Origin of the sequence: Autumnicola tepida (assembly GCF_031846485.1) — a bacterium.
GTDB classification, from domain to species: domain Bacteria; phylum Bacteroidota; class Bacteroidia; order Flavobacteriales; family Flavobacteriaceae; genus Autumnicola; species Autumnicola tepida.
Map to the genome: position 1 here is coordinate 1 of NZ_JAVRHQ010000021.1, position 24,180 is coordinate 24,180.

A 24,180-nucleotide genomic window follows, 5' to 3' on the forward strand; every position below is an offset into this window, starting at 1 on the left:
GTTAAGAACTAATAAAATGAAAAAAGCTGCCTCAAATTAATGAGACAGCTTCGTTTCGATGGAAGTTGGGTGGAACTTAGAATTTTTCAACAAGAAAAATTGTCATTATTGGGCTTTTTATGGAAAGAAATAAAATTGGAGCGACCATCAAAATATTCCAGGATTTCCTCTCTTTGCAAAAGCGTTGGTTTTTCAGAAATGATGGAGTTATAAGAAGAAAACTCCCAATCCTCAGCTTTTTCACAAAGTTTGGCGGCTACAGGATTATTGTGAATATAAGGAATAAGGTTGTACAGGTAATCTTCTTTTTCAATGCATTTTCTTTTAAAATTTTTCATGAAAAGGCTTCCCCTTCGGTTTTGCTGCTTATTAAAGGCTTGTGTGTAAGAACTGAAAAAGTTGGAAAATCCTTTGCTTAGGAATTTCTCTACAGCTGGGGAATTTGGAAAATCTACAAGTTTTTTAAGTTCAGGTTCTGATTTTATTCTAAATAAAAAATGAAAATGGTTGGGCATTAAACAATAGCAGAAGGTATCCGCTAAAGGAACAATGTATTTTTTGTACTGTTGAAGAAAAAACCGGTAATTCTCTTTATTCTTAAAAATATTTTCATTCCCATTCGCCCGGTTATAACCATGGTGAAACTTGTCTGGTTCCAGAGGGATCATGTGAGCCTGTTAAATGTTAGCTTTAAACTTTTCTAAAGTTCAAAACTTTGGAAAAATTCGTTTGAATTGAACAATCACTCCCCGTAAATTCCAATTTCCAGCTCCCCGTTTTTGTTCATTTTAGCGCGGTACATTCCGGCAGTATTAAATTCCATGGCCACATTCCCATCGTGGTCTATGGCAATAATGCCGCCGTTGCCTCCTAATTCGGGGTTTTTCTCCTGGATAACTTTGCTGGCTGCTTCCTGAAGGCTCAAACCATTGTACTCCATAAGCGCAGAAATATCGTAGGCCACTACACCGCGAATAAAAAATTCTCCCCAGCCGGTGCCGGAAACCGCGCAGGTTTTATTATTGGCATAAGTACCTGCGCCAATAATCGGTGAATCCCCAATGCGGTTATATTTTTTATTGGTCATCCCGCCTGTAGAAGTTCCCGCGGCGAGGTTTCCGTTTTTATCCAAAGCGGCACAGCCCACCGTTCCGAATTTGGAATCTTTAATGTATGGATCATAAAATGCCGTTTTATTATCGGCCTTTGCTTTTTCCCTTTCTTTTACCCGTTGGAGGCTCTGGAACCGGTTTTCAGTATAGAAATAAGAAGGATCTACCATTTCCAGTCCCTGCTCTTTGGCGAAAACTTCGGCGCCTTTCCCGACAAGCAGCACGTGTTCGCTATTTACCATTACCTCGTACGCAAGGTCTATAGGGTTTTTAACTGTAGAAACCCCTGCCACAGCCCCTGCATTTAAGGTTTTTCCATCCATTATTGATGCGTCCAGCTGGTTGGTTTCGTCATTGGCGAAAACCGCGCCTTTGCCTGAGTTAAAAAGCGGTGAATTCTCCATCACATTTATTGTTTTTCTAACCGCTTCTACCGCCGTGCCGCCATTTGCCAAAATTTCGTGCCCGGTCCTTATGGCTTCTTCAAGTTTTGCCCGGTAGGCCTGCTCCAGCGAATCGGACATATTTTCTTTCAGGATTGTTCCGGCGCCACCGTGAATAACGATTCCGAAATTGGGAAGGGAATCATTGTTGATTTTTTCTGAATTTTCTTCGGAAGGCTTAGCTGCTTTAGAAGAAGTGTTTTCATTACAGGCAATGAAAAGGCAGAAGCTAAAAAGAAGGAGAAGTTTTTTCATGTTGAGGTTTTGTTGGTACGCTGAAATTGACAAAAATTGTTAAAGTTTAGCCTGAAAGTTAATAAAAACAATGCAAGTGAGGAGAATGGTGAAGAGTGAAATGTGGAAAGTGGAAAGTGGAAAGTTGCTGAAAGTGAATGAACAATTTTTAATCTGCGGAAGGAAAAGTGAAAATGAAGGACTAAAAAGTAAAAGAAACCTGTCGTCCTTAACTTTTTCTCATTTCCGGATTAACTGTAATTTTCGCGCCAGCGATAGCAGCGGAAAGCCCGCAGCCCTTTTTGTGGGCGAGGACTTGCAGCGGATAGCGCGGTGCAGCGCAGGCGCCATTAACTAAATGTTCATAATTACGCGTTTCTTAAGCAGAATGCTTAATTTTAGAACAGAAAAAACCTTGAGAAATGGCTATAAAAAAACCTTTTAATCTTAACAAATGGCTGGAAGAGAACCGGGAGACTTTAAAGCCGCCCGTTGGCAACAGGAATTTGTATAAAGAATCTGGCGATTACATCGTGATGGTAGTGGCGGGGCCGAATGCCCGAAAAGATTATCATTACAACGAAACCGAGGAGCTTTTTTACCAGCTGGAGGGGACTATCGAGGTGCATATTCAGGAAAACGGGGAGAAAAAAACCATGCAGTTAGGCCCGGGAGATATGTACCTGCACCCTGCCAAAGTTCCGCATTCCCCTGTGCGAAATGAAGGTTCCATAGGGCTGGTGGTAGAACGCAAAAGAATGAACGAAGGTGGGCAGGACGGGCTGTTATGGTTTTGCGATAATTGTAACCATAAACTGTACGAAGTATATTTTCCGCTAAAAGATATTGAAAAAGACTTTTTGAAGCATTTTAAACATTTTTACCAGAGCAGGGAATTGCGCACCTGTGATAACTGCGGAGAGGTAATGCCGGTAGACCGCCGTTTTGTTGCTGAAGAGGAATAGCGGCTGAAAATTTAATATTTTCGTGCTGCACATATTTAACAAAAAACCACACAAAGATGAGTGAAATAGCAGATAAATTCGGGGTTCCCCAGGCATTGAAGGACCTGGGCATTGCTGAAATCAATAACGGAACTTCTACCGGCGAGGACTGGTTTGGCAACGGGGAAGAAATAGCATCTTACTCGCCGGTTGACGGGCAGCTGATTGGTAAAGTGAAAACCACCACCAGGGAAGATTATGAAAATGTAATTGCCGCGGCTGAAAAAGGTTTTAAAGAATGGAGAAGCTGGCCTTCACCGCAACGTGGGGAAGTGGTTCGGCAGTTTAACGACAAACTGCGCAGGCTGAAGGAACCACTGGGGAAACTGGTTTCTTACGAAATGGGAAAATCTTACCAGGAAGGCCTGGGGGAAGTCCAGGAAATGATCGATATCTGTGATTTTGCCGTGGGCCTCTCGCGGCAGCTCCATGGGCTTACCATGCACAGCGAGCGCCCCGGCCATAGGATGTATGAACAATACCACCCGCTGGGAGTGGTTGGGGTAATTTCGGCTTTTAACTTTCCTGTGGCGGTTTGGAGCTGGAACACGGCCCTGGCCTGGGTGTGCGGCGATGCCTGTATCTGGAAGGGTTCAGAGAAAACTCCCTTAACTTCGGTTGCCTGCCAGAATATCGCGGCAAGGGTTTTTAAAGAAAACGGGGTGCCTGCAGGAATTTCTTCCTTAATTACCGGAGATTACCAAGTAGGGGAATTTATGACAAAAGATGAACGGGTACCGCTAATTTCGGCTACCGGTTCTATAAGAATGGGGAAAATCGTGGCCCAGGCCGTTGCGGCAAGGCTGGGAAAATCTTTGCTGGAACTTGGCGGAAATAACGCGATTATTGTGACGCCCGATGCCAATATTAAAAATACTGTTATAGGAGCGGTATTCGGGGCCGTGGGCACCTGCGGGCAACGTTGTACTTCTACCCGCAGGCTAATTGTTCATGAAGAGGTTTACGATAAGGTAAAAGATGCCATCGTTAACGCGTATAAACAAATTCGCATAGGAAATCCATTAGATGAAAACAACCATGTGGGGCCTTTGATTGGAACAGATGCCGTGAAAAATTACCAGTCGGCCCTGGAACAAGTTGTGAAAGAAGGCGGAAATATTCTCGTGGAAGGCGGCGTGCTGGAAGGCGAAGGATACGAAAGCGGCTGCTATGTAAAACCTGCCATTGCCGAGGCCAGAAATGAACTTAAAATCGTTCAACAGGAAACTTTCGCACCGGTGCTTTATCTGCTGAAATATTCCGGCGACCTGGAAAATGCCATCGCGATTCAGAATGGGGTAAAACAAGGGCTTTCATCAGCAATTATGACCAATAACCTAAGAGAAGCGGAAAGATTTCTCTCGGTTGAAGGTTCAGACTGCGGAATTGCCAATGTGAATATAGGGACTTCCGGCGCGGAGATAGGCGGTGCTTTTGGCGGGGAGAAAGAAACCGGCGGCGGCCGGGAATCGGGTTCTGATGCCTGGAAAGTGTATATGAGAAGACAAACCAACACCATTAATTATACTACAGAACTGCCCCTGGCGCAGGGAATAAAATTTGACTTGTAGCTGCTAGTATTGAGTATTAAGAAATGGGAGAAAAACCTGCTTTTATGAGCGGGTTTTTTTGTGAAATTTGAAAAAGGTCGAAAACAATTATGTTTTAGAAACAACGGTTTCAACATTTTTCATGCTAAACTTTTAATGCTTTGCAGCACACTAGGACATTATTACAAGGAAATCTATTTTTTGTTCATGCAGCATTTCTTGTATTTTTTCCCGCTTCCGCAGGGGCAGGGATCGTTACGGCCGGGTTCTTTTTCTTTGCGCAAAGGCTGATTTTCTGAGATGAAGTCATCTAGAAAATAATCATCATCTTCATCATCTTCATCAAAATTGAAATCATCATCAAAAAAATCCATTTCTTTATCCTCCAGCTCTAAATCTTCAAATTCTTTTTCGAGATAATTTTCATAGTCTTCTTTCCATATTTTATATTTTTCGAAAATACCGGCTTTGGCAAATTTTAAGCCAATTGTATTGAAATTGGGCTGCTGGATATGCTCTTCAACTTTTTCAAAATCTCCATTAACATCCAGTGCAACCAGGTCCTGCTTATAAAGTTGTTCAATTTCAGGCAAAAGTTCTTTAAATCCGGCTTCCATGCAATCTGAAATGATGAGAGCATAGGCGGTGGAATCGGCGTAATTTACATCGGTGTCTTTTTCAATATAAAACTGTAAAAGATCCCTGTAATTTTGCAGGATTTGGTTCTTTAGTTCCGGCTTTTGGGACAGGAGCGTAATTATAGCTTCAGAGATATGGGATTTGGCAAAAGTGTACAGGTTAGGGAGTTTTAAAAAATTAAAAAGCTCTTCCATGCGAATTTCTCCCATTTCGAGTACCACAGCTTTTACAACCTCATTAATGAAATCGCCAAACCAGATTTCAAGAAAGTCTGCATCCTGTTTTAAAAGCTCTAAAAAACTTTCCAGGCTTTCCCCGGCCTTTAGCTCCACAAGCAGTAAAATGGCGTGAATTGGGAAAAGCTGAAAATCTTCCCCGTCATAATTTTCTTCAAAATAATCGTGGCGCAAAATGCTATCTTGTAGCACTTTTATTAAATCTTCTATAAGCGGTTTTCGCTCAAGCTCAAGAATTTTTTCCAGTTTGTGTTGTGGGAAATCATAATCTTCTTCGTAAAGCCACTCCATTTGCAGAGGGAAATGGAAGGAAGGTGGCTGGGTTGTCTGTAAGTCCGATCGCCTGTCTGCTACGAGGGGAGCGCGATTAGATTGCTCTGCCTTTCTTTCAGCCGCTTTTACATAAATGTAATGTGTGTAACGTTCTTCTGCATCTCTGGTTTTAACATGATCCGGGGCCACTTCTTTCATAATATCAATACGCATTTCGGCCTGTTCTATATTGTCCTGGGATAAAAAATATAAAACCGCCATCTGGTAAAACGCGATAAATTCTTCAATATGAAATTCATCCCGATGCGGGTAAAGCGATTGCAGGTCTAAACTTTCCCCTAAAACCTCCGGCATGCTTTCGTATTCTGCATTTTCGAAATACTCGGCGGCAAGATTCAGCTTTCCGAAAAGATAATCGGGGTGTTCCTTTGCCAGCCAGCGATTTGCTTTAAATGCCAGTTCTGTTTCTCCTCTTTTTTGATGAACGGTGGCCAGGAGGTTTTTAAAAACCGGCACCTTGGGATATTGCTCTATGAGGCGCGGAAGTTTTTTAAGCAGGTATTTGCGACCCTTCAATACATCTGGGTGCAATTCTTCTATAATTTCCCGTATTCTGTCGGTAATATGGTTCTGTCTATCCAGAAGGTGTGGATCGTTGGAAAGCTTGTATTGGCTTAACTGGTAACGCAGGTCTTTCATAATTCATTTATTCTGAAGTAAATTTAAGGGATACCATGCATTTTTGAGAAGAAAATTCAGGGATTATTGAAGCCCCTAAAACTTCTAAAATCCGAAGAGATCTTTATATTTGATCCAAAGGCTGCTGCACTGCTGCATTTGAGCGAGAAAATAATCTTAAATTCCACGGAATGAGCATCAATAAAGAAGCAAATGAAATTATACGAAAGTTAGACCTGCAACCTCATCCGGAAGGCGGGTATTTCAGGGAAACTTACAGGAGCAAGGAGGCAATTGAAGAAGCCAGTTTGCCCGGTTTTGAGAATAAGAGGAATTTTTCCACCTGTATCTATTTCCTGCTGACTTCAGATACCTTTTCGGCATTTCATAAAATAAAGCAGGACGAAATCTGGCATTTTTATGATGGTTCACCAATCCGGCTGCATACTATTTCAGAAGAAGGAAGACATGCTGAAGTTATCATCGGGAAAGATTTTGCTAAAGGACAGGTTCCGCAATATGTAGTGCCAGGCGGGCATTGGTTTGGGGCCACGGTGGCGGGAGAAAACACCTTAGCCCTTGTGGGCTGCACAGTCTCACCGGGATTTGATTTTAAAGATTTTACACTGGCAGAAAGACAGCAGCTTCAGGAAAAATTTCCGCAGCATACAGGACTGATCGCAGAATTAACGCATTCTTAAGATTGTTATAGGGCAACATTCACAAGGCAGGGAACGCTTTGTATGATAAAATTCTTATTTTAGAATTTTAATCAACACCAAAATTAATCCACTTAGACATGAGCATATTTTCTAAAGAAAAAGCCGAAGAAGCGCACAACAAAAGCCAAAGTGAATTCCAGGAGAAAGACCTTGACAAAATCCAGGAGAAAGAAGAAGAAATAAAATCCAAATTTGAGAGTAAAGGCAAACTTAGCAGGTATATGGATGATGTAAAAATCCTTTTTTCCCTTGTAAGGGATTATGCCAATGGCAGTTACCGGGCAATCCCATGGAATATCATTGCTTCTATAGGTGGGGCTTTACTCTATGTGCTTTCCCCTATTGACCTCATTCCCGATTTTATACCCGTTATAGGATATTTAGATGATGCGGCGGTGATTGCTTTTTGTCTGAACTTAATTGAAAAAGACCTCGCCGCATATAAAGTGTGGAAGGATTCAGCGATTTCCTAATAAATTTTATTATTCAAGAACCTCATAATGCCGGACTTCCTTATCGAAGTCCAGCATCATCTTTTGTGCTTTTTCTGCAACTACGGCAACTTCAATATTTTCGCCTGCAAAAGCTCTGATATGCTCCAAAGAAGCCCAATTGGAAACAAAAAGGAATTCTATCCCGTTTTCTAGGCTTCTACGGTTAATACCGGCTCCCGTAAAACCATCAAGATTTCTAAGATGAGGGAGAATTTCCTTTTGCAGATAGTTGATATAGTTTTGTGCCTCTTCAGGTTTTACGCGCCCTGTCCAATGCCTGGTAATCATAAAAAATGGATTAAATAAATGGGTTTTCTGCGGAAGAAAAGAAGGGGGAAATTAAAACCTGTATCCCACACTTAATCCCGCGTTAAATTCTATTGCTGAAAAACGGTCTTTCACCTCGTTGCTAAAATTTCGACCTACATTGGCAAAAGGGCCAATCACGAAGGTATCGTTAAAATTCCATTTATAGCCCCCGCCAATGCCTATGATAAAGGCATCCATATCGGTTACCCGCTTTACATCCTCGCTTTCTACCTGCACTACTTCAGAAAATTCGCCGGTACGCAATTTGGCAAAAGGACTTGCATATAAGCCGGAACCGGAATTTTCGGTGCCAAAGTAAAAGTTATATCCTATTTTAAAGCTATTGGTTTTGAAGTTTCGGGAGCCTTTTTCTGAATGATAATTCATCCGGTCATTTAACAACAGGCCAAAATCAATGGATTGGTTATTGTCCATAAACATTTCGTAGCCCAGTTCTACCGATGCAATTGCAATGGTATTTGCGATATTCAGCTTCACCTCATTTTGAGGAAAATCAATTTGTGCCGCGGCATTTTGGATGCTGAAGGCTCCAAGGAGGAGCAGGATGATCTTTTTCATAGAATCAATTTCTTTTTCAGTGTAAAAGTAGCAATTTTAAGTTAGCCGGGATTTAAGAGGTTTTAGACTCTTTAAATATTAGCAATTTCAGGGATATGGGAAGGGGCAATAGAAAAATCATATTTTTTAGGAGATTCCCCGATTTTCATTTTCCATACTGTTATAAAAAAGTTTATCCCAATTCATTTTAAGAATTATTTATTTAGAAGCAAAAATTTAATTCTTCCCTATTATGTAACTTTGTGTTTATGATTGAAAAAACCGATTTACAATACGAAAAGACGGTTCTTATCGGGATCGTCACAAAAGACCAGGGCGAGGAAAAGTTGGAGGAGTATCTTGATGAGCTGGAATTCCTTACCTATACAGCAGGGGGCGAAGTGCTGAAACGCTTCACCCAAAAGATGGACCGCCCCGATCCAAAGACGTTTATTGGCTCTGGAAAGATGAGCGATGTAAGGCAGTTTGTGGAAGAGAATGAAATTGGAACTGCTATTTTTGATGATGAACTTTCTCCTGCGCAACAAAAGAATATTGAAAAAATACTAAAGTGTAAGGTCCTGGACAGGACAAACCTTATCCTTGATATTTTCGCCCAAAGGGCGCAAACCAGTTATGCGAGGACGCAGGTAGAACTTGCCCAGTACGAGTATTTATTACCACGGCTCGCGGGGATGTGGACGCACCTTGAGCGCCAGCGCGGTGGTATTGGAATGCGGGGCCCCGGGGAAACCGAGATTGAAACGGACCGGCGGATTGTTCGAGATAAAATTTCCCTTCTTAAAAAGAAAATTGCCACCATAGATAAGCAAATGGAAGTGCAGCGTGGAAACCGCGGGCAATTAGTGCGTGTGGCGCTGGTGGGTTACACCAACGTGGGGAAATCTACTTTAATGAACGTGATTAGTAAAAGCGAGGTTTTTGCCGAAAATAAACTGTTTGCCACCCTGGATACCACGGTGAGAAAAGTGGTGATTCGTAATTTGCCATTTTTGCTTACCGATACTGTTGGGTTTATACGAAAACTGCCAACGCAGCTGGTAGAATCCTTTAAAAGTACCCTGGATGAGGTTCGGGAAGCAGATCTATTGTTGCACGTGGTCGATATCTCGCATCCTAATTTTGAAGAGCATATAGATTCTGTAAACCAGATCCTGGACGAGATCAAAAGCTCTGACAAGCCAACTATTATGGTCTTTAATAAAATAGACCAGTATCAGCCGGAAGTAATTGCCGAAGATGACCTGATTACTGAAAAAACCACTGCCCATAATACTCTGGCCGACTGGAAAAGGACCTGGATGAACAGGTTGGGAGAAGATGTTTTGTTTATCTCGGCGCTGGAGAAGGAGAATATGGAACACTTTAGAAAAAAGGTTTACGAAGCGGTGCGAAAAATCCATATTACCAGGTTTCCCTATAACAATTTCCTTTATCCGGAATATGACACCTATGGAAATGAGCAGGAATAGCTTAGCAATTCTTTAACTCAAAACCTGGAGCTTTTCTAAAAATTTATTGATAATCAAATATTTATAGTTATGAGAAAAGCGATTCTTATTCCCTTTATAGTATTTTGCGTTGCTCTTAATGCACAAGACCTCGAAGGCTCGTGGAAGCTTATAGAAGAGAACGGCCGGGAGATAACAGATAAAGAAGTAGTGCGTATTTACCAGGACGGCTATTATGCTGAAGGTGCCAAAGATGCCGGGACAAATGAATTTCTCTGGGCTTTAGGCGGAGAATATGCTGAAGGCGACTACCAGGAAATGCCAGATTTTAATACCAAAAACCCTAAAGTTGTAGGCAATACCTTTGATCCCAAACTGAGTTTTATGGAGGGCAACAGCAAGATTAAAATTAACAATGTTACACAGGTGCAGGTGTGGAAAAGAATTTCTGAAAATCAAAATGACCTTTCCGGCAATTGGGTGATTACGGGAAGGAAACGGGACGGCGAAATTAGCAGGAGAACACCGGGCGAAAGGCGCACCATAAAAATTTTAGGCGGCGACCGCTTTCAATGGGTGGCGTTTAATTCTGCAACCAGGGAATTTTTTGGCAGCGGTGGCGGGACTTATTCTGCGGAAGATGGCAAATATGTGGAAGATATAGATTTTTTCTCTAAAGACAACAGCCGGGTAGGGGCAAAGCTTGATTTCCACTATGATGTGCAGGAGGGGGAGTGGCACCACCAGGGAAAAAGTTCCAAAGGCGATCCAATTTATGAAGTCTGGTCTCCTTATGCTGAAGCTTATACGGAGTAGTTTTTTCAGTTTAAATCTTATGCTGAAACTCAAAATCCAGTAATCCCTGTAAACGTTCCGATTTTATAATTTTTCCTTTTGAAGCCGTGCTGTGGTCGTATTCTGGCAGAGGGAGATTATTACTTTCAGCCTTTTCAGCGTAATAGCTTTCCTTATCCGGATGATTAGGATAAACAGCATTAATAACAGTTCCCCATGCTTCATTTTCAATTATCCTGAAAATAATTTCCATGCAATCTTCCTGCTGAATTAAATTTACAGGTGCTTTCGGATTTTTGATTCCGTTTCTGCCGGAAAGGAAATTTACCGGATGCCGGTCACCCCCAAGCAAACCTCCAAACCTTAGAATCGTAGTCTCAAAATCAGGAGTTTCCTTCAGCATTTTTTCCGCGGAAATAATCTCCACAGCTGCCCTGGAGGTGCCGTTGGGAGCAGAAGCTTCAGTATATTCAGGAAATTCTTCAGTGTCTTTGTAAACTGAAGTCGAACTCACAAAAACCACATTTTTGATATCACTTTTCTTGATATAACTTAAAAGCTTTTCAATTTTCCCTGTAAAGTCGGCTTCAGGGTCGCTTCTAAGCCCCGGCGGGATATCAAGAATGAGAATTTCAGAATGAGAAAGAAAAGAGGTAAGATCGCCCTGCACTCCTTCAGCAAATAATTTAATTTGGTATGGCGTGATATTTTCCTCCCTTAGTTTTACAATTTTCTCCCTGCTGGTGGTTGATCCTTTTACGCTGTACCCATTTTCTATAAGCATTTTTGCCAGGGGCAGCCCTAACCAGCCGCAGCCTAAAATGGAGATATTGGAGCTTTTAATCTGCATCAATAAATGTCTTTAAGATCATCAGTATTCTTTAAATTCTAATTAGAATTGCCATCCTCATTAATGGTTTTTCGTATGATTATAGCGTCATTTACCACAAAAGGGCGGGGGATCATCCAATTTTCCCTTTTCTGAACATCAAGTTGCTCATTTTCGAGCAGGTCATAACTGGATTCGAATAAGGTGAATTCTGGAGTTTTATTGCTATCCAGGCTAAAATTAATCCTTATGGTATCCCTGCTGGAAGCGTGGTAAAGCAATAACCTCTCTTTCCATCGTTTTTTGAAAATATGGAATGCATTTTCTCCCAGATAAACCGAATCTGCCGTTTTGCCATTCACTTCAAATTCCTCAAAATCAAAGTCCCGGTTAGCGAAAAGTTCCAGTCGGTTTACCTCCCTTTTTGGTGCTATTTTAAGCGAATACTCATTTGCAGAAGCCGAAGTCCCTGTTTTTTGAAGGCTGATGTAAGGCTCTTTTAAATCAATTTCTGGAGCAGATGCTTTGTAAGTAAATCCGCTGCCGTACTTGCTATCGAAATGTACGGCATTAGAAGAAATTCTTTCAGGCTCTTTTCCGAAGAAATGCTCCGTCCACTCATCGGGCATTTTATCGTAGGAATACCAGTAGGCTTCATTTTCATCGGCATCGTACAGGTAAACCACACTATTGGGTTTTGGACGGTCTTCATTAAAATCAGATTTAAAATGAGCGGTGATAAATAATCCATTAAAAATGATGAAGCACAACAGCGCAAGTTCCCTGTTTCTTTTAAAGTATCCAAAAACAGGCAACAATAGTGAAAACAGGAGGACTGTTAAAATTGCTGTTACAAAGAGTATTTTTAGCCCCAGGGCTACGGGAAAGGCATCTACAAAAGGCAGTATGATAAATATAGCCGGAAGGGACAGCAGGGCCATAAGGAGCAAATTTGGCTGCCTTTGGCGCATCATTACAAACAGCTGAACCAGGCCAAAGAAGAAGGCGATGATAAAGTATGCCGCACCTTCTAAAAAAAAGGCCGTAAGGCAACATAAAAACAGCCAAAAGAAAATGGGTGCCACAAACAATGATGCCTTTTCACGGGAATAGCCGGAATTCCTGTAGGTGAAAAATGAAATAGTGAGGCTAAGAAAAATTGCAGCATAAATGTAGTAATAGCCATTATAGGGAAAGCCCTGTTGTATTTCGGCATATTGCGGGTAGATCATCAGGCAGAATTTCCAGAGCAGGTAAACCGCTAATCCTGAGCCAGCAAGGCTAATAAAGAAAGGGACAAAACCTTTAAAAATAAATTTAGCCTCCAGGCGGGCCGTAGTAAGCCCGTAAGTTAGTAAGACTGCGAACAGCAGGATACCGAGGATAAGCATGGGAAAAATCCATGCGAAAGGATAGCTGATGATCTTTCCGAAGGGAAGATTAAAATACAGCACATCTTCAGCAGAATCCAGATCCAGTTTCGCGTCTTTAAAATAATAGAGCAAGGGCATAAGATAACTGCCCTGCTGCGCCAGGCTTTCCTTATCCAGGTTTTTAGGAATATCTGTAGCCGTATGGTAATCAAAATGATCGTCTATAAAAGCAAAATTAAAGCCGTTAATATTTCCGTGCTCCCTCAACACCGTTAAATCTGTATCGTTGGGCAGCATTTTATATAGGCTGTAGGCAAGGGAATTGGTAACCGGAAAATTTGGGCCGGCTTTTTTAAAAGCTTTTATCAATGCTGAATTCGCTTTATTGGTTTCCAGCAGCATAAAAGAATTACCGCCACTGCCGCGGGATTCGAAGTTAAGCGCAAGTTGTACATCTTTTGCCCAGGGATGTTCTTTAATAAATAATTCGGCGCCGTTTAAGCCCAGTTCTTCCGCATCGCTGAACAGCAGGATTATATCATTTTCATGAGGAATACTATCGGCAAGGAAGGCCCTTATGCCTTCAAGAATGGTGGCCACCCCACTTCCCGCGTCGCTTGCGCCGTAAGAAGAATGTGGATCACTGTCATAATGCGTCATTAAAGCTATGGCCTTGCCTTTACCGGAGCCTTCTATACGGCATAAAATATTTTGCGGCCGCGCCATTTCGCCGTATGTGTTCAAGCTGAAACCTTCCTGCACCTGCACCTGCAGCTCCATTTTCTGCAATTCATTTATGATGTAGTTGCGAACTTCACTGTGGGCGCTGCTTCCAACATAATGCGGTTTCCTGGCAATGTTTTGAACATGCTGAAAGGCCCTTTCAGTGGAAAAATTGTTTTCGGGGGCGCTTACCGGCTCTAAGTCGTGGGGATGACTGCCATAATAACTTAGCCATACAGCAATAACAATGAGAAAAAAAGCTAAAAAAGCAGATAATTTTTTCGGCATAAAAAGGAAATATGGCGATAATAATTTGATTTTAAAGTTAATTAAGTTTTAGCTGAAAAAGAATATTTCTGCCTACAGATGAGAATAATATAAAAATGTGTATATTTAAAATGTTAGTAATCAAAACTTTATAATTATGGCTGTAAAAAGTTTTCAGGGGAAGCGCGCCGAGCCGGAGAAGCCCGCGGAACCCGCAATGTTGGTTGAAGATTACATGAGCACCTCGTTAATTACTTTCAGGAAAGAGGAAAAAGTGGTTGATGTAATAGAAAAACTTATTGAAAATAATATTTCCGGTGGCCCGGTGGTGAATGAAAATGACGAACTATTGGGAATTATTTCTGAAGGAGATTGCCTGAAACAAATTTCGGACAGCCGCTATTACAATATGCCTATGGAAGATCTTACTGTTGAAAAACATATGACCTGTAATGTGGAAACCATAGACGGCAAAATGAATGTTTTGGATGCCGCGAAAAAATTTATCGAGCTTAAGCGCAGGCGATTTCCTATTCTGCAGGACGGTAAGCTGGTTGGGCAAATAAGTCAGCGGGATGTTTTAAGGGCGGCATTGCAATTAAAAGGAGATACCTGGTGGGGCTAATTTTTCTTGACGAGGGCGTAGAAATCATTCTCCAGCGGAAGATAACCCTGGTCATACACAAAATAATAAACCGTGCCGGTTTTTGTTTTGTAAATACTGGTGATATGGTTAAAGCTGAAGCCTTTTTCCTGTAAGCGGGATTTACTGGTTTTACCTTTGTTCTCCGGGTTTAACTCCTGAAGGATTTTATAATTTTTTCGTAACTGGGCGTTTACACTCTTAATCAGGACATTTTCGTTGCGGTTGGCTTTATTGTGGTGGGCGTTGCGGCAGGAATCGCTACAAAACTTTTTATCTTCCCGGCCCACGAGCTTTTCACCACATTCCAAACAATTTTTCTGCATTTATTAAAGATAAAGAAAAAAGGTGGTTTTTTAGTAACAGGTTGCTGGAAGTGAAGTTTTAGCCTTTGTTTTTATCCATTTCTGCTTTTCGCATGGGCATAACGTCTATGATAACTCATCAGTCAGCAGCAGTTGCTTTTTCATTGATTTTCGCCCTCCGTCCAGTCCTGTTAAAAGTACTTCAAAGGGAGCATTCTATTTTTGTACTGATCATAAAGCTTGTTGCCTTTTTTCCATTTATCACCCAAAGCCAGTCCTGTTTTAAATTTATCAGGAGTAATTTGGTAGATAATGATTTTTCGCTCTTCTAGGCATCTTTATGTTTTTGTGTTTCCCTAATTTGATTTTTGTACACAGCATTGTCAGAATTTTCAGTAAAGATTAAAAGGAATTTGTTTTTCCACTGGTGAGAAGACAGGTCTTGTGCATTGGTTTTATTCATACAATAATATTAGAAGCAGGGGAAAGAGGTTTCTGAAAAGGATATGGTAATTTACAGTAATTATGATGGATTTCCTATACCTAACGATGAGATTGCTGCCAACGAGAACATAAGCCAGGAAGATCAAAACCCGGGATATTAATATAATTATCTATAACTTAACAGCCCTTTCATTTCTGATGGAAGGGCTTTACTATTACTAAATTTTTGGTCTATGAATATGCGTACCCTCTTTAGTTACCTGTTTTTGCTGGGCTTAATATTAAACTTACCTGTTATTTCCTTCTCCCAGGAACTTATCCAAAACCTTCCGGGAAGGGAAACGCTTAGTCTTAACGGACGCTGGAATTACATTATTGATCCTTATAAAATGGGATATCTGGATTACCGGCAGCAACCTTTTGATCAAAGCGAGTCTGGCAAGGGTGGCTTTTATGATAATATTACAGCTAAAGAAATAGATTCTACCCAACGTGTGGAGTACGATTTTAGCCAGTCCCCAACATTAAAGGTGCCTGGGGATTGGAATTCACAGGAGGAACGCTTGGAGTTATACGAAGGTACTTTATGGTATAAAAGGGACTTCCACGTAGACCTTCAGGAGAGTAAGCGCTATTTTCTTCATTTTGGCGCAGTAAATTATGAAGCACATGTATATTTAAATGGAAAAAAGTTAGGTGTTCATAAAGGTGGTTTTACGCCTTTTCAATTTGAAGTGACTGGTGAATTGAAAAACGGTAAGAATGACGTGGTGCTGATGGTGGACAATTCCCGCAAAAAAGATGAGGTTCCAACCGTAAATACCGATTGGTGGAATTACGGCGGAATAACCCGGGACGTAGATTTAATCATTACTCCTGAAACTTTTATACACGATTACAAGGTACAGCTGGCAAATAATGATATGAAAATGATTTCAGGATTTGTTCAACTGGATGGCAATCAAAAACAAGGACAAATTAAAGTTGAAATTCCGGAACTTAAAATTTCTAAGACCATCAGTGTAAACAATTCAGGGAAGGCCAATTTTGATATCTCGGTGAAGAATGTGGATTACTGGTCGCCAAAGAACCCAAAATTATATGAAGTTAAAATATCTACTGAAAAGGATGAAATTAAGGATCAGATTGGTTTTAGAACAATAGAAACAAAAGGCCAGGATATTCTGTTGAATGATAATTCAATTTTCCTAAAAGGAATTTCTATACACGATGAAAATCCATTTGTAGAAGGACGTTTACGGAATGAAGGTGATATGAGAATGATGTTGAGCTGGGCTAAAGAACTTGGTTGTAATTTTGTTCGGCTGGCACATTATACCCACAATGAGAAAATGCTTCGGCTGGCAGATGAAATGGGCCTTATGGTATGGGCAGAAATTCCCGTGTACTGGACCATATCCTGGGAAAACATGGAAACTTATGAAAATGCTGAAAATCAACTGGCCTCTGGAATCCTAAGGGACAAGAACAGGGCAAGCATTATTATTTGGTCTGTGGGAAATGAAACCCCGGTTACAGAAGCCCGCAATGATTTTATGGAAAAATTAATCGCTAGAGCAAGGCAGCTTGATGACACCCGGTTAATCGCTGCTGCACTGGAGGTGGAAACAGAAGGCAATGTGGCTGTTGTAAACGATCCTTTGGGTGAAAAACTGGATTTGGCAAGTTTCAATGAATACGCAGGATGGTATTGGGGAGAACCGGAAAATATATCTCAATATACATTTGATATTAAATTCAATAAACCTGTGGTAATAACTGAGTTTGGAGGTGGGGCACTGGGAGGTTTTCATGCAGATAAAACCACGATGTGGAGTGAGGAGCATCAGGAATACCTATATGAACAACAGCTAAAAATGCTCGATAAAATAGATGGCCTCAGGGGAATGACTCCCTGGATACTTGTAGATTTTAAATCGCCAAGAAGAAACCATCCGGTTTATCAGAATTTCTGGAATAGGAAAGGAATTATTTCTGAAACCGGGGAAAAGAAAAAAGCCTTTTATATACTTCAGGATTATTACCAGAATATAAATTAAAATTTTCAGAAGTGAATAGTTTCTAAAAACCTGTTCACTTCTGAATTTTTCTGTGTTATTCCAGATATTTTTCAGCATATTCAATAAAATAGGGCCAGTTAGGGATTACAGTATGGCCTCCTTTATGCTTCCGGAAAGCAATTTCCCCTTCTGTAATGGCTTCATGACCTTCGGGATAAGTTGAAGTGCCAAGGCCTTTTTTTCCTAATAGTTCATAAACAGGACCCGCATGAAGCCCGCCTAAAAACATGCCTTTTGCATCTATCCATTTACCTTCAACATCAGGGTCGCCGGAACTTATAAAAACCGGCCGTGGTGCGGCCATGGCTATTAGTTCATGGGCGTCAACAGGAAGATCGTTCGGGGTCAAGGGCCCCGCATATTTAATAAAATTTGGTGCAAACCAATGATATTCTCCTGAAGAAGCTAAATTTTCTACTTGTTCTCCATATTCCCTTCTCAGGATTTTTGTTCCTCCTGCGCCGGAGGAACCAATAAAACCGATAGCGAACCTTGGTTCATACGCCATTGCTACAATAGCGGCTTTCCCGTAGCGGGACAAACCTTCAATACCTACTTTTTTAGCATCCACATCGGGATTGGCCTCAAAATAATCCAGGGAACGGCTGGCGCCCCAGGCCCATGCGCGCAGCGTGCCCCAGTCATCAACTTTTCTTGGTTCACCTTTATTTACTAAACCAATTATTCCCTGCCTAAGGCCGGCACCATTATCTGCCTGGTAGCTTGTGGGAATTAAAATTGCGTAACCCCAGCCTTTTTCCAGAAGCTGTTCCTGCCATGGTGTACCTTCGGTTTCCGGTCTTTTAAAATTTGCCGGCCAGTTCCATCCAAATTCCATCATTACGGGAACAGGTTTTTCAGGTTTTTTTGGTGTGGTAAGTTTGAGGTCAATATTTACTTCAATTTCGGGGTATGCAGAATTATCAACTTCGCCTTTTAATTTTTTTATATTAACAGGGATATTTCCTATTACGGAATCTGTTTCATTTACCACTATCCAGGTGACTTCGGGAACATTTTCCGGTACCCGGCCATAGATCTCGCGGTCAAAATCTTCTTTTATTTCAGCTCTTCTTTTTTTCCAATCTTCAGCAGAAGTTACTTTAGAACCATCTTTAAAAGTTAGTGGATCTGGCAGGCTGTCGTAAGGAGAAGCTTTGGATTCATCGGCATTTGCGGCATTGGGATCATTGGGATTTCCTGAAGGCCCGGGGCGTAAACTTTCAATTCCCAGCTTTTGCATCATCAGCTGATGGTCTTCATAACTTAATTTATTGATGCTATCCCTGTCTTTTTGAGAAAACTGTGCCAAACCAGTGGTGCTGGTGGCTATTGAAAAGAGCAGTATTAAAAATGATTTATTCATCGAGCAAAGATTTTACAGCGTTTACCAGGTAAATATACCTGGCTCCAACATTTATTACATATTCATTTTCTCCCCATAAAAACGGCCAGTCTTCCCGGTTTTCAGGAAAATCAGGTTTCAGGATCAAAACTCCGGGAACAATTCCCCCTGCGATAAATGAGAAGTCGGCGCGATTCATTCCATAAGCCACCTTCTTGGATTTTGTTCCCACACCGGAGACAAATGAAATTGAGGAATCTGGATGAGTGCCGTAAATATAATTCAGGCCCTTGAATACATATTCTTTATCAATGAGTTCGGGAAAAGCAGTATGCAACAAATAATTATTCAACGCGAAGCTGATTATCTGACCGTTACCTGCCCATCCTCCACGGCCAATAGGTACCCCAAAGGGATTTTCAGCAGAAAAAGAATCGAGTTCGGTTTTATATGCTTCTGTTCTAGCTCTTAATTTTTCTTTGAATGTACTATCCATAAAAGGCAATGCTTTTATGGCTAAACCGGCATGGGAGGCAAAATTGCTGTCAATTACAGGCCATAATTCCTTTAGTCTATCGGCATATTCCTGATCTTTTGTAGCTAAAAGAAGCTCTACCGCCGCTTTTATTTCTTCATCTTCAAGGTTTCCGCCGGTAGTATTTCCATGATGAAAAAGATCTGGTTCTTTAGAATGTTCTTCCTTCCATACTTTTTCCGCAGTATCTAATGACTCGATAGAAAGAGTATCATTATACCCGCTCAAAATCCTGCTTGCTGCAGCGAGCGCGGCGATGGATCCATAATTTAAAGCTGTAGATTTACTGGTAAAGGCCCATCGGTCATCAAATTTTCCGCTTTTATAACCATTGGATTCCAGCGAATCCATAGATTCATCATAAATTAGGTTATCGGTCATTGTAAGTCCGTCTCCAAGATGAGTGTACTGCGAAATATCCGGAACAATTATTCCCGGAATGGCGTGGCCCACTGCGCGATGTTGTGCAATAAGTGCCAGGGTACCGTGTTCAACTTGCTGAAGTACATCGGGTTTTCCATCTGGGGTATGGAGATCTACATATTTAGAATCATAATCTACCAGGGTTTGATCACGGTCAAGATTAAAATCTTCATAAGCATGAACAAGGTTTAAAACCACATCATACTGGGTTTGCGTCCTGATATCGTAATCTCCCGCATCGTACCATCCTCCTATATTAAGGCCGGGAATATGTTCACCGGGTTCATAGGGTGTATCTGTGGTGGGGCCTTGCGCGTAAAGGTCAAAATGTTCATGATCTACAGGCGCCTGCAAGGCATCATCAAGATGGGAAGCTCCGTGCCACACTCGGTAAGCTTCATTAACAAGCATATGGTCCATTTGAACAGGGAAATAAATATCGTTGGTAGGATGCCAGGCTTCGTCATAAACATCTTCGGCTATTCTAAACGGCGTAGAAGTCTCTTTTCCATATTCAATTACATAAGTTCCCGGCTCTTTTACTTCTGAAAAATCAAAAGTCGTATAATTGTACCGGGTATATTTACCCCAATCCTGCAAGCTTCCATTTTTCACGTCAACCTCTTTTCCCGAAGGGGTTATCTTCTTCAGAGTTGCGGTTTTTTCGGGAATTGCATTATCATCCAGTTCTATAACCGCTACTTTATTTTGCGCCGGATGATAACCTACCTGCGAATGGGTAATCACTGGCTTGCGTGTCCAGTTGGGAATGGCATTTGGAGCAACAAACCATTCCAGTACTTTTCCTGTTTTTCCTGCCGGTAAAAGACTACGTACCACATACCATCCATTCTGAGCCTTATCGCGCCCGTCATGAAGCATAAGCGGAAGATTTTCTGAAGTAATTGTTACCCGGCGTTCAGGATCTCCCGGTCCAAGTACAAGTTTATTGCCTTTGGCAAATGGCTTAGGCGCTGTATTTCCAAAAGCATTCCGCTCCATGTCACTACTGGGATACATCGGGAAAAGGCCACTTTTATTATCCATAAAATAAGTTTTCTCCCAATAGGCAGAAGGAACAAATTCCAGGTTAAAACCGGCTTTCCCTACCAGGTCTTCAGGTAAAGGATTTTCAAGATGCACGCTTAGGAGTACCCCGTCATTTTTAGCTTCTGCCCGAATCATGTAATTAAAATCGTAGTCAGGGTAAGATTGATAAGTGTCTACACGGCCGGTAGCTTTATCTACTTTACGTTCTGTAAAAGTTGGTATAGCGTCCCATTGTTCGGGGGTTGCGTGCAATCGCACATCTCCGTTAGTAGCAGTACGTTCGCCATGGTGAATAATCTCTATCCCGCTGATTTTGGAATCACTAAAAAGCCCGTTATACCAGTTGCTAAATGCCAGAATATTTACTCCGGGAGCTTCAAAATATTCCTTCTCATTAAGGCTAAGGCGGGTGTCTTGCGCAAAAACAGAAGTACCAAAGACAATGCTAATTATGATGGAGAGAGCAAATTTCTGAAAGCGTATTGGTGAGAGTAACTTAAATTTTTCAGCAGATGGAAAATAATTTTGCTTCATGGGAACTTTTAAATAGAGTTATAAATTATCTAATCAGGACTCTAATTTACGCAATCGGTTTCGTAAATGCTGGTAATTTTTGAAAAAACTGTCAGGGATAGCCGCCGCTATTCCATGGGAATAGCGGCTATACATTATTTTCAAGGTTCTTCTTATATCTGAAAAACAATTGAGAAACCGGGATCAACATTAAACCGGTAAAGATGAATAGCAGAAACGATAACTTTAAACTGAAGGCATCGGCCAAATAGCCAATTAAAGGTGGTCCCAGTAACATTCCCACAATTCCATAAGTTGCAATAATAGAAATGGCCATTCCCGCAGAATATTTTGGAGAAGTTCCCGCCAGGGTAAAAGTCATGGGTATAATTGCGGCCACTCCAAGGCCTACCATGCTAAAGCCAATAATGGCGGGCCAGAAGTAGGGAAAAATCACAACGGTTAATATTCCCAACGCCACAAGCAGGGAGCTGATAATGTATGTTCTTTCCATGCCGATTTTCTCAATAATAAAGTCTGAGAAAAACCTGGAGAGCGCCATAAAGATCATAAAGATGAAGTAGCCTAAAGTAAAAATTTCTTCCCCAATAACTTCTTTAAAATAAACACCACTCCAGTCAAACATACCCCCTTCACATAAAGCAGCGAAAAATACCAGGAGTCCCAGATATAAAATGAATTTATCAGGTTTTCCCAGTTTTAATTTATTTCCCCCTGGTGCACGGTCATTCTCCAATAAAAAAGGATAGGCAGCAATTGCCAGAATTAAGGTGAGTATGGCTACTATTAAAAGATGTTGCGGCATTGAGATATTCAACTTCAGCATAAGGGTGGAAAATCCCACTCCGGTTAATCCGCCGGTGCTCCATAAACCATGAAAAGAGCCGTTGATTTTCTTTCCAAAATTGTTCTGCAATGTCACTGCCTGCGTATTCATAGCAATGTTTAGGATCCTCATGCAAAAAGAAAAAACGCAGATAGAAATAATAAGGAGCACTAAATTACCTGAGGTTCCAATTAAATATAAAGCCAATGCAAAAAAAACAGAAGCAATTGCTAAAGGTCCGCGGCTGTTAAACCTTGAAACCAGCCAGCCGGAAACGGGTAAACCTATAAGGCTGCTCACCGGCATGGCCAAAAGCAAACTGCCCAGTTCTGCTTCGTTAAAATCAAAAAGGGTCTTTATTGTAGGTATCCGTGAGGCCCAGGTGGAAAAACAGAAGCCCGCCAGGAAAAAATATATACTAAGGGAAATGCGTTGCTTCTTTTTGGTTTCCATGTTACTTGTGAAAAATGCAAATATCTATGGTTATTCCTTAATAGAAAAACCAACTTAATTTATTTTCCGTTTTATTCTAAAAGAGTTTCCAGGGCAGAGAAATCTTCGATATAAAAATTGGCAAATTTGCTCCTGGGCTGGTTTAATTTCGCGACCTGTATGGTAGTCATTCCCAACTGGTATCCCGCCTTTAATTCCGCTTCTGCTTTGTCGCCAATAACATACATGTCTTGAGGTTTTATTTTCTTGTTGTGAAGAACTTCTTTCAGGATATCTTTTTTGGAAGGCCTTGAGGCGTATAATGTGTTGCTTATATGTATTTCAGAAAATATTGTTTCCAGCTTCAGGGCGCGGATCTTTGCTTCCTGAAGTTCTTTAAACCCCTCTGAAACCAAAATTTTTTCATGAGGGAGATTGTTTACAAGCTGAAAATCATCAAAGCTTTCCAGCTTTAGCTGAAAAGTACTTTTCCTGAAATTAGAGGCAAACGCTTCTTTGACTTCTGTGCTTACATTAAATTTTTCAAAAACCGAAACGAATGAATTTCTTTTTAATTCTTCCAGGATTTTGCTGGTGGTTTCTTCAGAATAATAGCAGGCGGCGGTTTCAGCAAAAATATTCAATAGTTCCCGTACTTTTTCTTTAGGAATACTGGCCGAAGGAAAAATAGTGTTGTCCAGGTCAAAAATCAGTAGTTTTTCCATTTCAGCTTAATTACTTCTGCGTGCATATGTGCTAATTTTATTCGTACGCCATTCCCACATAACCTACCCAATGGTGTGTATTGGCCGGTGCGGTGGTTCCCATACCTATATCTTTAACTTCTATATGAGGATTGTGAATACTGCTTCGGTAATCTATTTTCTTTCCGTATAGCGGATTTCCATCGAGGAGCAGGTTGAGGTTATTAGCCAGAAGTAATCCAAAGGGTACAGAATACCGTCCGCACCAGGTCCATTTGTATTCTTTATAATTTTTTTCCTGAACAGTGGCTTTGGTGAAATCTTTTATTTTTTCATTATCGATTGTTCCGCTAAGAAGTTCTTTGCTAATATCAAGATCCTTTTGCCTGGCTTTTGCAGTTCCCAAACTATCTGTTCCGTAGCGAGCAAGGTTACTTCCTCCCCAGTCCTCATCTCCATAATGTATGGCATCTGTAGAAATCACCACCGCGACGTCTTTCCCGTACTGCAAATTTTCTTCCTGCATAATTTGATATAGCGCGCCTGCCAGGTCTCCGGCAAATTGCCGCATATCACTGTATTTCATATAAGGCACCAGCAGAGGGACTATTTCTATGTCAGGATTATTTTTGCTGAGGAAAGGCGTAATGGCCTCCAGGGCATGTTCGGTTTGTATCATACTGTCATGAACCATAAAATCCTGTGGAGGCAATTTTTGAATTAATTTTTCCCGAATTGGTGAAACTTCAATGTTTCCATAAGGGCTTTTCCATTTTTGGTAAGAGCCGAAAATTATTTTATCCTGAAGGTCGAAATTACGGGCTTTATGTGCCACCCCAACCAAAATAATGGTATTGGCTTTTATGCCTGCAAGTGTTTTATTATATAATCCCGCCGCATAGGAGTAATCGTCATGTGGGGAAATTACTGCTTTGTAGATTTCATCCGTCTGAAGCTTATCATCATCAGCCATACGGGAAAAAATACTGTCCATTTGCCACTTGTATTGGGCAAATCCAATAGTATCTGTTTGTGTACGGATCTTTTGTGCGCTAAGGTTATAAGCTGAAGTAAGCAATATCAGCTTCAGGAAAAGTAAAAAGGTTTTCTTGGTTTTCATCTTAATTGGTCAAAACAGGAAGATAAT

The 24,180-nt window shown here is 41.1% G+C and carries 21 protein-coding genes and 1 pseudogene; 8 read left to right on the forward strand and 14 right to left on the reverse strand.

Features of this window, described 5'->3' with window-relative positions; all coding sequences use genetic code 11:
- Positions 1-86: 86 nt before the first annotated feature.
- Both RM553_RS14745 and RM553_RS14750 read right to left on the reverse strand, forming a co-directional pair.
- Positions 87-668 (reverse strand): hypothetical protein, encoded by a 582-nt coding sequence (locus tag RM553_RS14745; RefSeq protein ID WP_311535712.1) that lies wholly within the window; start codon positions 666-668, stop codon positions 87-89.
- A gap of 74 nt (positions 669-742) precedes the next feature.
- Positions 743-1,810 carry an isoaspartyl peptidase/L-asparaginase family protein gene (locus tag RM553_RS14750; RefSeq protein ID WP_311535713.1) on the reverse strand — a complete coding sequence of 356 codons (1,068 nt, stop codon included), beginning with the start codon at positions 1,808-1,810 and terminating at the stop codon, positions 743-745.
- Positions 1,811-2,211: 401 nt separating this feature from the next.
- Between RM553_RS14750 and RM553_RS14755 the strand changes: the two genes are divergently transcribed.
- Both RM553_RS14755 and amaB read left to right on the forward strand, forming a co-directional pair.
- A complete protein-coding gene (locus tag RM553_RS14755) occupies positions 2,212-2,754 on the forward strand; it encodes a 3-hydroxyanthranilate 3,4-dioxygenase (protein ID WP_311535714.1) in 543 nt (180 codons plus the stop codon).
- A 56-nt stretch (positions 2,755-2,810) separates the two neighbouring features.
- A complete protein-coding gene (gene amaB, locus RM553_RS14760; protein ID WP_311535715.1) occupies positions 2,811-4,364 on the forward strand; it encodes an L-piperidine-6-carboxylate dehydrogenase in 1,554 nt (517 codons plus the stop codon).
- 173 nt (positions 4,365-4,537) lie between these two features.
- Here amaB and RM553_RS14765 read toward each other — a convergent pair whose 3' ends face one another.
- Positions 4,538-6,190 carry a DUF1186 domain-containing protein gene (locus RM553_RS14765; RefSeq protein ID WP_311535716.1) on the reverse strand — a complete coding sequence of 551 codons (1,653 nt, stop codon included), beginning with the start codon at positions 6,188-6,190 and terminating at the stop codon, positions 4,538-4,540.
- A gap of 170 nt (positions 6,191-6,360) precedes the next feature.
- On the opposite strand from RM553_RS14765, the gene RM553_RS14770 reads away from it, so the two are divergent.
- Together RM553_RS14770 and RM553_RS14775 are read left to right on the forward strand one after the other, a co-directional pair.
- On the forward strand, positions 6,361-6,870 hold the full coding sequence (locus tag RM553_RS14770) for a cupin domain-containing protein (protein WP_311535717.1): 510 nt from the start codon (positions 6,361-6,363) through the stop codon (positions 6,868-6,870).
- A 242-nt stretch (positions 6,871-7,112) separates the two neighbouring features.
- Positions 7,113-7,292 (forward strand): annotated as a pseudogene (locus RM553_RS14775) (YkvA family protein); the annotation flags it as partial.
- Positions 7,293-7,373: 81 nt separating this feature from the next.
- Here RM553_RS14775 and RM553_RS14780 read toward each other — a convergent pair.
- On the reverse strand, positions 7,374-7,673 hold the full coding sequence (locus tag RM553_RS14780; protein WP_311535718.1) for an antibiotic biosynthesis monooxygenase family protein: 300 nt from the start codon (positions 7,671-7,673) through the stop codon (positions 7,374-7,376).
- A gap of 51 nt (positions 7,674-7,724) precedes the next feature.
- A complete protein-coding gene (locus tag RM553_RS14785) occupies positions 7,725-8,273 on the reverse strand; it encodes a DUF3575 domain-containing protein (protein ID WP_311535719.1) in 549 nt (182 codons plus the stop codon).
- Positions 8,274-8,521: 248 nt separating this feature from the next.
- Here RM553_RS14785 and hflX point away from each other — a divergent pair, with 248 nt between their 5' ends.
- Together hflX and RM553_RS14795 are read left to right on the forward strand one after the other, a co-directional pair.
- The gene (gene hflX / locus RM553_RS14790; protein WP_311535720.1) at positions 8,522-9,745 is read left to right on the forward strand and encodes a GTPase HflX; all 1,224 of its coding nucleotides are present in this window, start codon (positions 8,522-8,524) and stop codon (positions 9,743-9,745) included.
- Positions 9,746-9,814: 69 nt separating this feature from the next.
- Entirely contained in the window at positions 9,815-10,540 is a 726-nt protein-coding gene (locus RM553_RS14795) for a hypothetical protein (RefSeq protein ID WP_311535721.1), read from the forward strand.
- Positions 10,541-10,550: 10 nt separating this feature from the next.
- Here RM553_RS14795 and RM553_RS14800 read toward each other — a convergent pair whose 3' ends face one another.
- Both RM553_RS14800 and RM553_RS14805 read right to left on the reverse strand, forming a co-directional pair.
- The gene (locus tag RM553_RS14800) at positions 10,551-11,369 is read right to left on the reverse strand and encodes an NAD(P)H-binding protein (protein ID WP_311535722.1); all 819 of its coding nucleotides are present in this window, start codon (positions 11,367-11,369) and stop codon (positions 10,551-10,553) included.
- 38 nt (positions 11,370-11,407) lie between these two features.
- The gene (locus RM553_RS14805; RefSeq protein ID WP_311535723.1) at positions 11,408-13,732 is read right to left on the reverse strand and encodes a M28 family peptidase; all 2,325 of its coding nucleotides are present in this window, start codon (positions 13,730-13,732) and stop codon (positions 11,408-11,410) included.
- 136 nt (positions 13,733-13,868) lie between these two features.
- Here RM553_RS14805 and RM553_RS14810 point away from each other — a divergent pair, with 136 nt between their 5' ends.
- The gene (locus tag RM553_RS14810; RefSeq protein ID WP_311535724.1) at positions 13,869-14,336 is read left to right on the forward strand and encodes a CBS domain-containing protein; all 468 of its coding nucleotides are present in this window, start codon (positions 13,869-13,871) and stop codon (positions 14,334-14,336) included.
- Here the strand turns inward: RM553_RS14810 and RM553_RS14815 are convergent.
- A complete protein-coding gene (locus RM553_RS14815) occupies positions 14,333-14,680 on the reverse strand; it encodes a hypothetical protein (RefSeq protein WP_311535725.1) in 348 nt (115 codons plus the stop codon). The genes RM553_RS14810 and RM553_RS14815 overlap by 4 nt on opposite strands.
- A gap of 307 nt (positions 14,681-14,987) precedes the next feature.
- Positions 14,988-15,122 carry a hypothetical protein gene (locus RM553_RS14820; protein ID WP_311535726.1) on the reverse strand — a complete coding sequence of 45 codons (135 nt, stop codon included), beginning with the start codon at positions 15,120-15,122 and terminating at the stop codon, positions 14,988-14,990.
- Between the two features lie 214 nt (positions 15,123-15,336).
- Here RM553_RS14820 and RM553_RS14825 point away from each other — a divergent pair, with 214 nt between their 5' ends.
- A complete protein-coding gene (locus tag RM553_RS14825) occupies positions 15,337-17,163 on the forward strand; it encodes a glycoside hydrolase family 2 protein (RefSeq protein ID WP_311535727.1) in 1,827 nt (608 codons plus the stop codon).
- A 55-nt stretch (positions 17,164-17,218) separates the two neighbouring features.
- Here RM553_RS14825 and RM553_RS14830 read toward each other — a convergent pair whose 3' ends face one another.
- The 5 genes from RM553_RS14830 to amrB all read right to left on the reverse strand — a co-directional run bounded on the left by RM553_RS14830 (position 17,219) and on the right by amrB (position 24,153).
- A complete protein-coding gene (locus tag RM553_RS14830) occupies positions 17,219-18,550 on the reverse strand; it encodes a glucuronyl esterase domain-containing protein (protein ID WP_311535728.1) in 1,332 nt (443 codons plus the stop codon).
- Positions 18,543-21,071, reverse strand: coding sequence for a glycoside hydrolase family 9 protein (locus tag RM553_RS14835; RefSeq protein WP_311535729.1), 2,529 nt, complete (start codon positions 21,069-21,071; stop codon positions 18,543-18,545). The genes RM553_RS14830 and RM553_RS14835 overlap by 8 nt, the downstream gene beginning before the upstream one ends.
- A 127-nt stretch (positions 21,072-21,198) precedes the next feature.
- Positions 21,199-22,350 carry an MFS transporter gene (locus tag RM553_RS14840; RefSeq protein ID WP_311535730.1) on the reverse strand — a complete coding sequence of 384 codons (1,152 nt, stop codon included), beginning with the start codon at positions 22,348-22,350 and terminating at the stop codon, positions 21,199-21,201.
- Between the two features lie 71 nt (positions 22,351-22,421).
- Positions 22,422-23,054 carry an HAD family hydrolase gene (locus RM553_RS14845; RefSeq protein ID WP_311535731.1) on the reverse strand — a complete coding sequence of 211 codons (633 nt, stop codon included), beginning with the start codon at positions 23,052-23,054 and terminating at the stop codon, positions 22,422-22,424.
- A 37-nt stretch (positions 23,055-23,091) separates the two neighbouring features.
- Positions 23,092-24,153 (reverse strand): AmmeMemoRadiSam system protein B, encoded by a 1,062-nt coding sequence (gene amrB / locus RM553_RS14850; protein ID WP_311535732.1) that lies wholly within the window; start codon positions 24,151-24,153, stop codon positions 23,092-23,094.
- Positions 24,154-24,180: the final 27 nt, after the last annotated feature.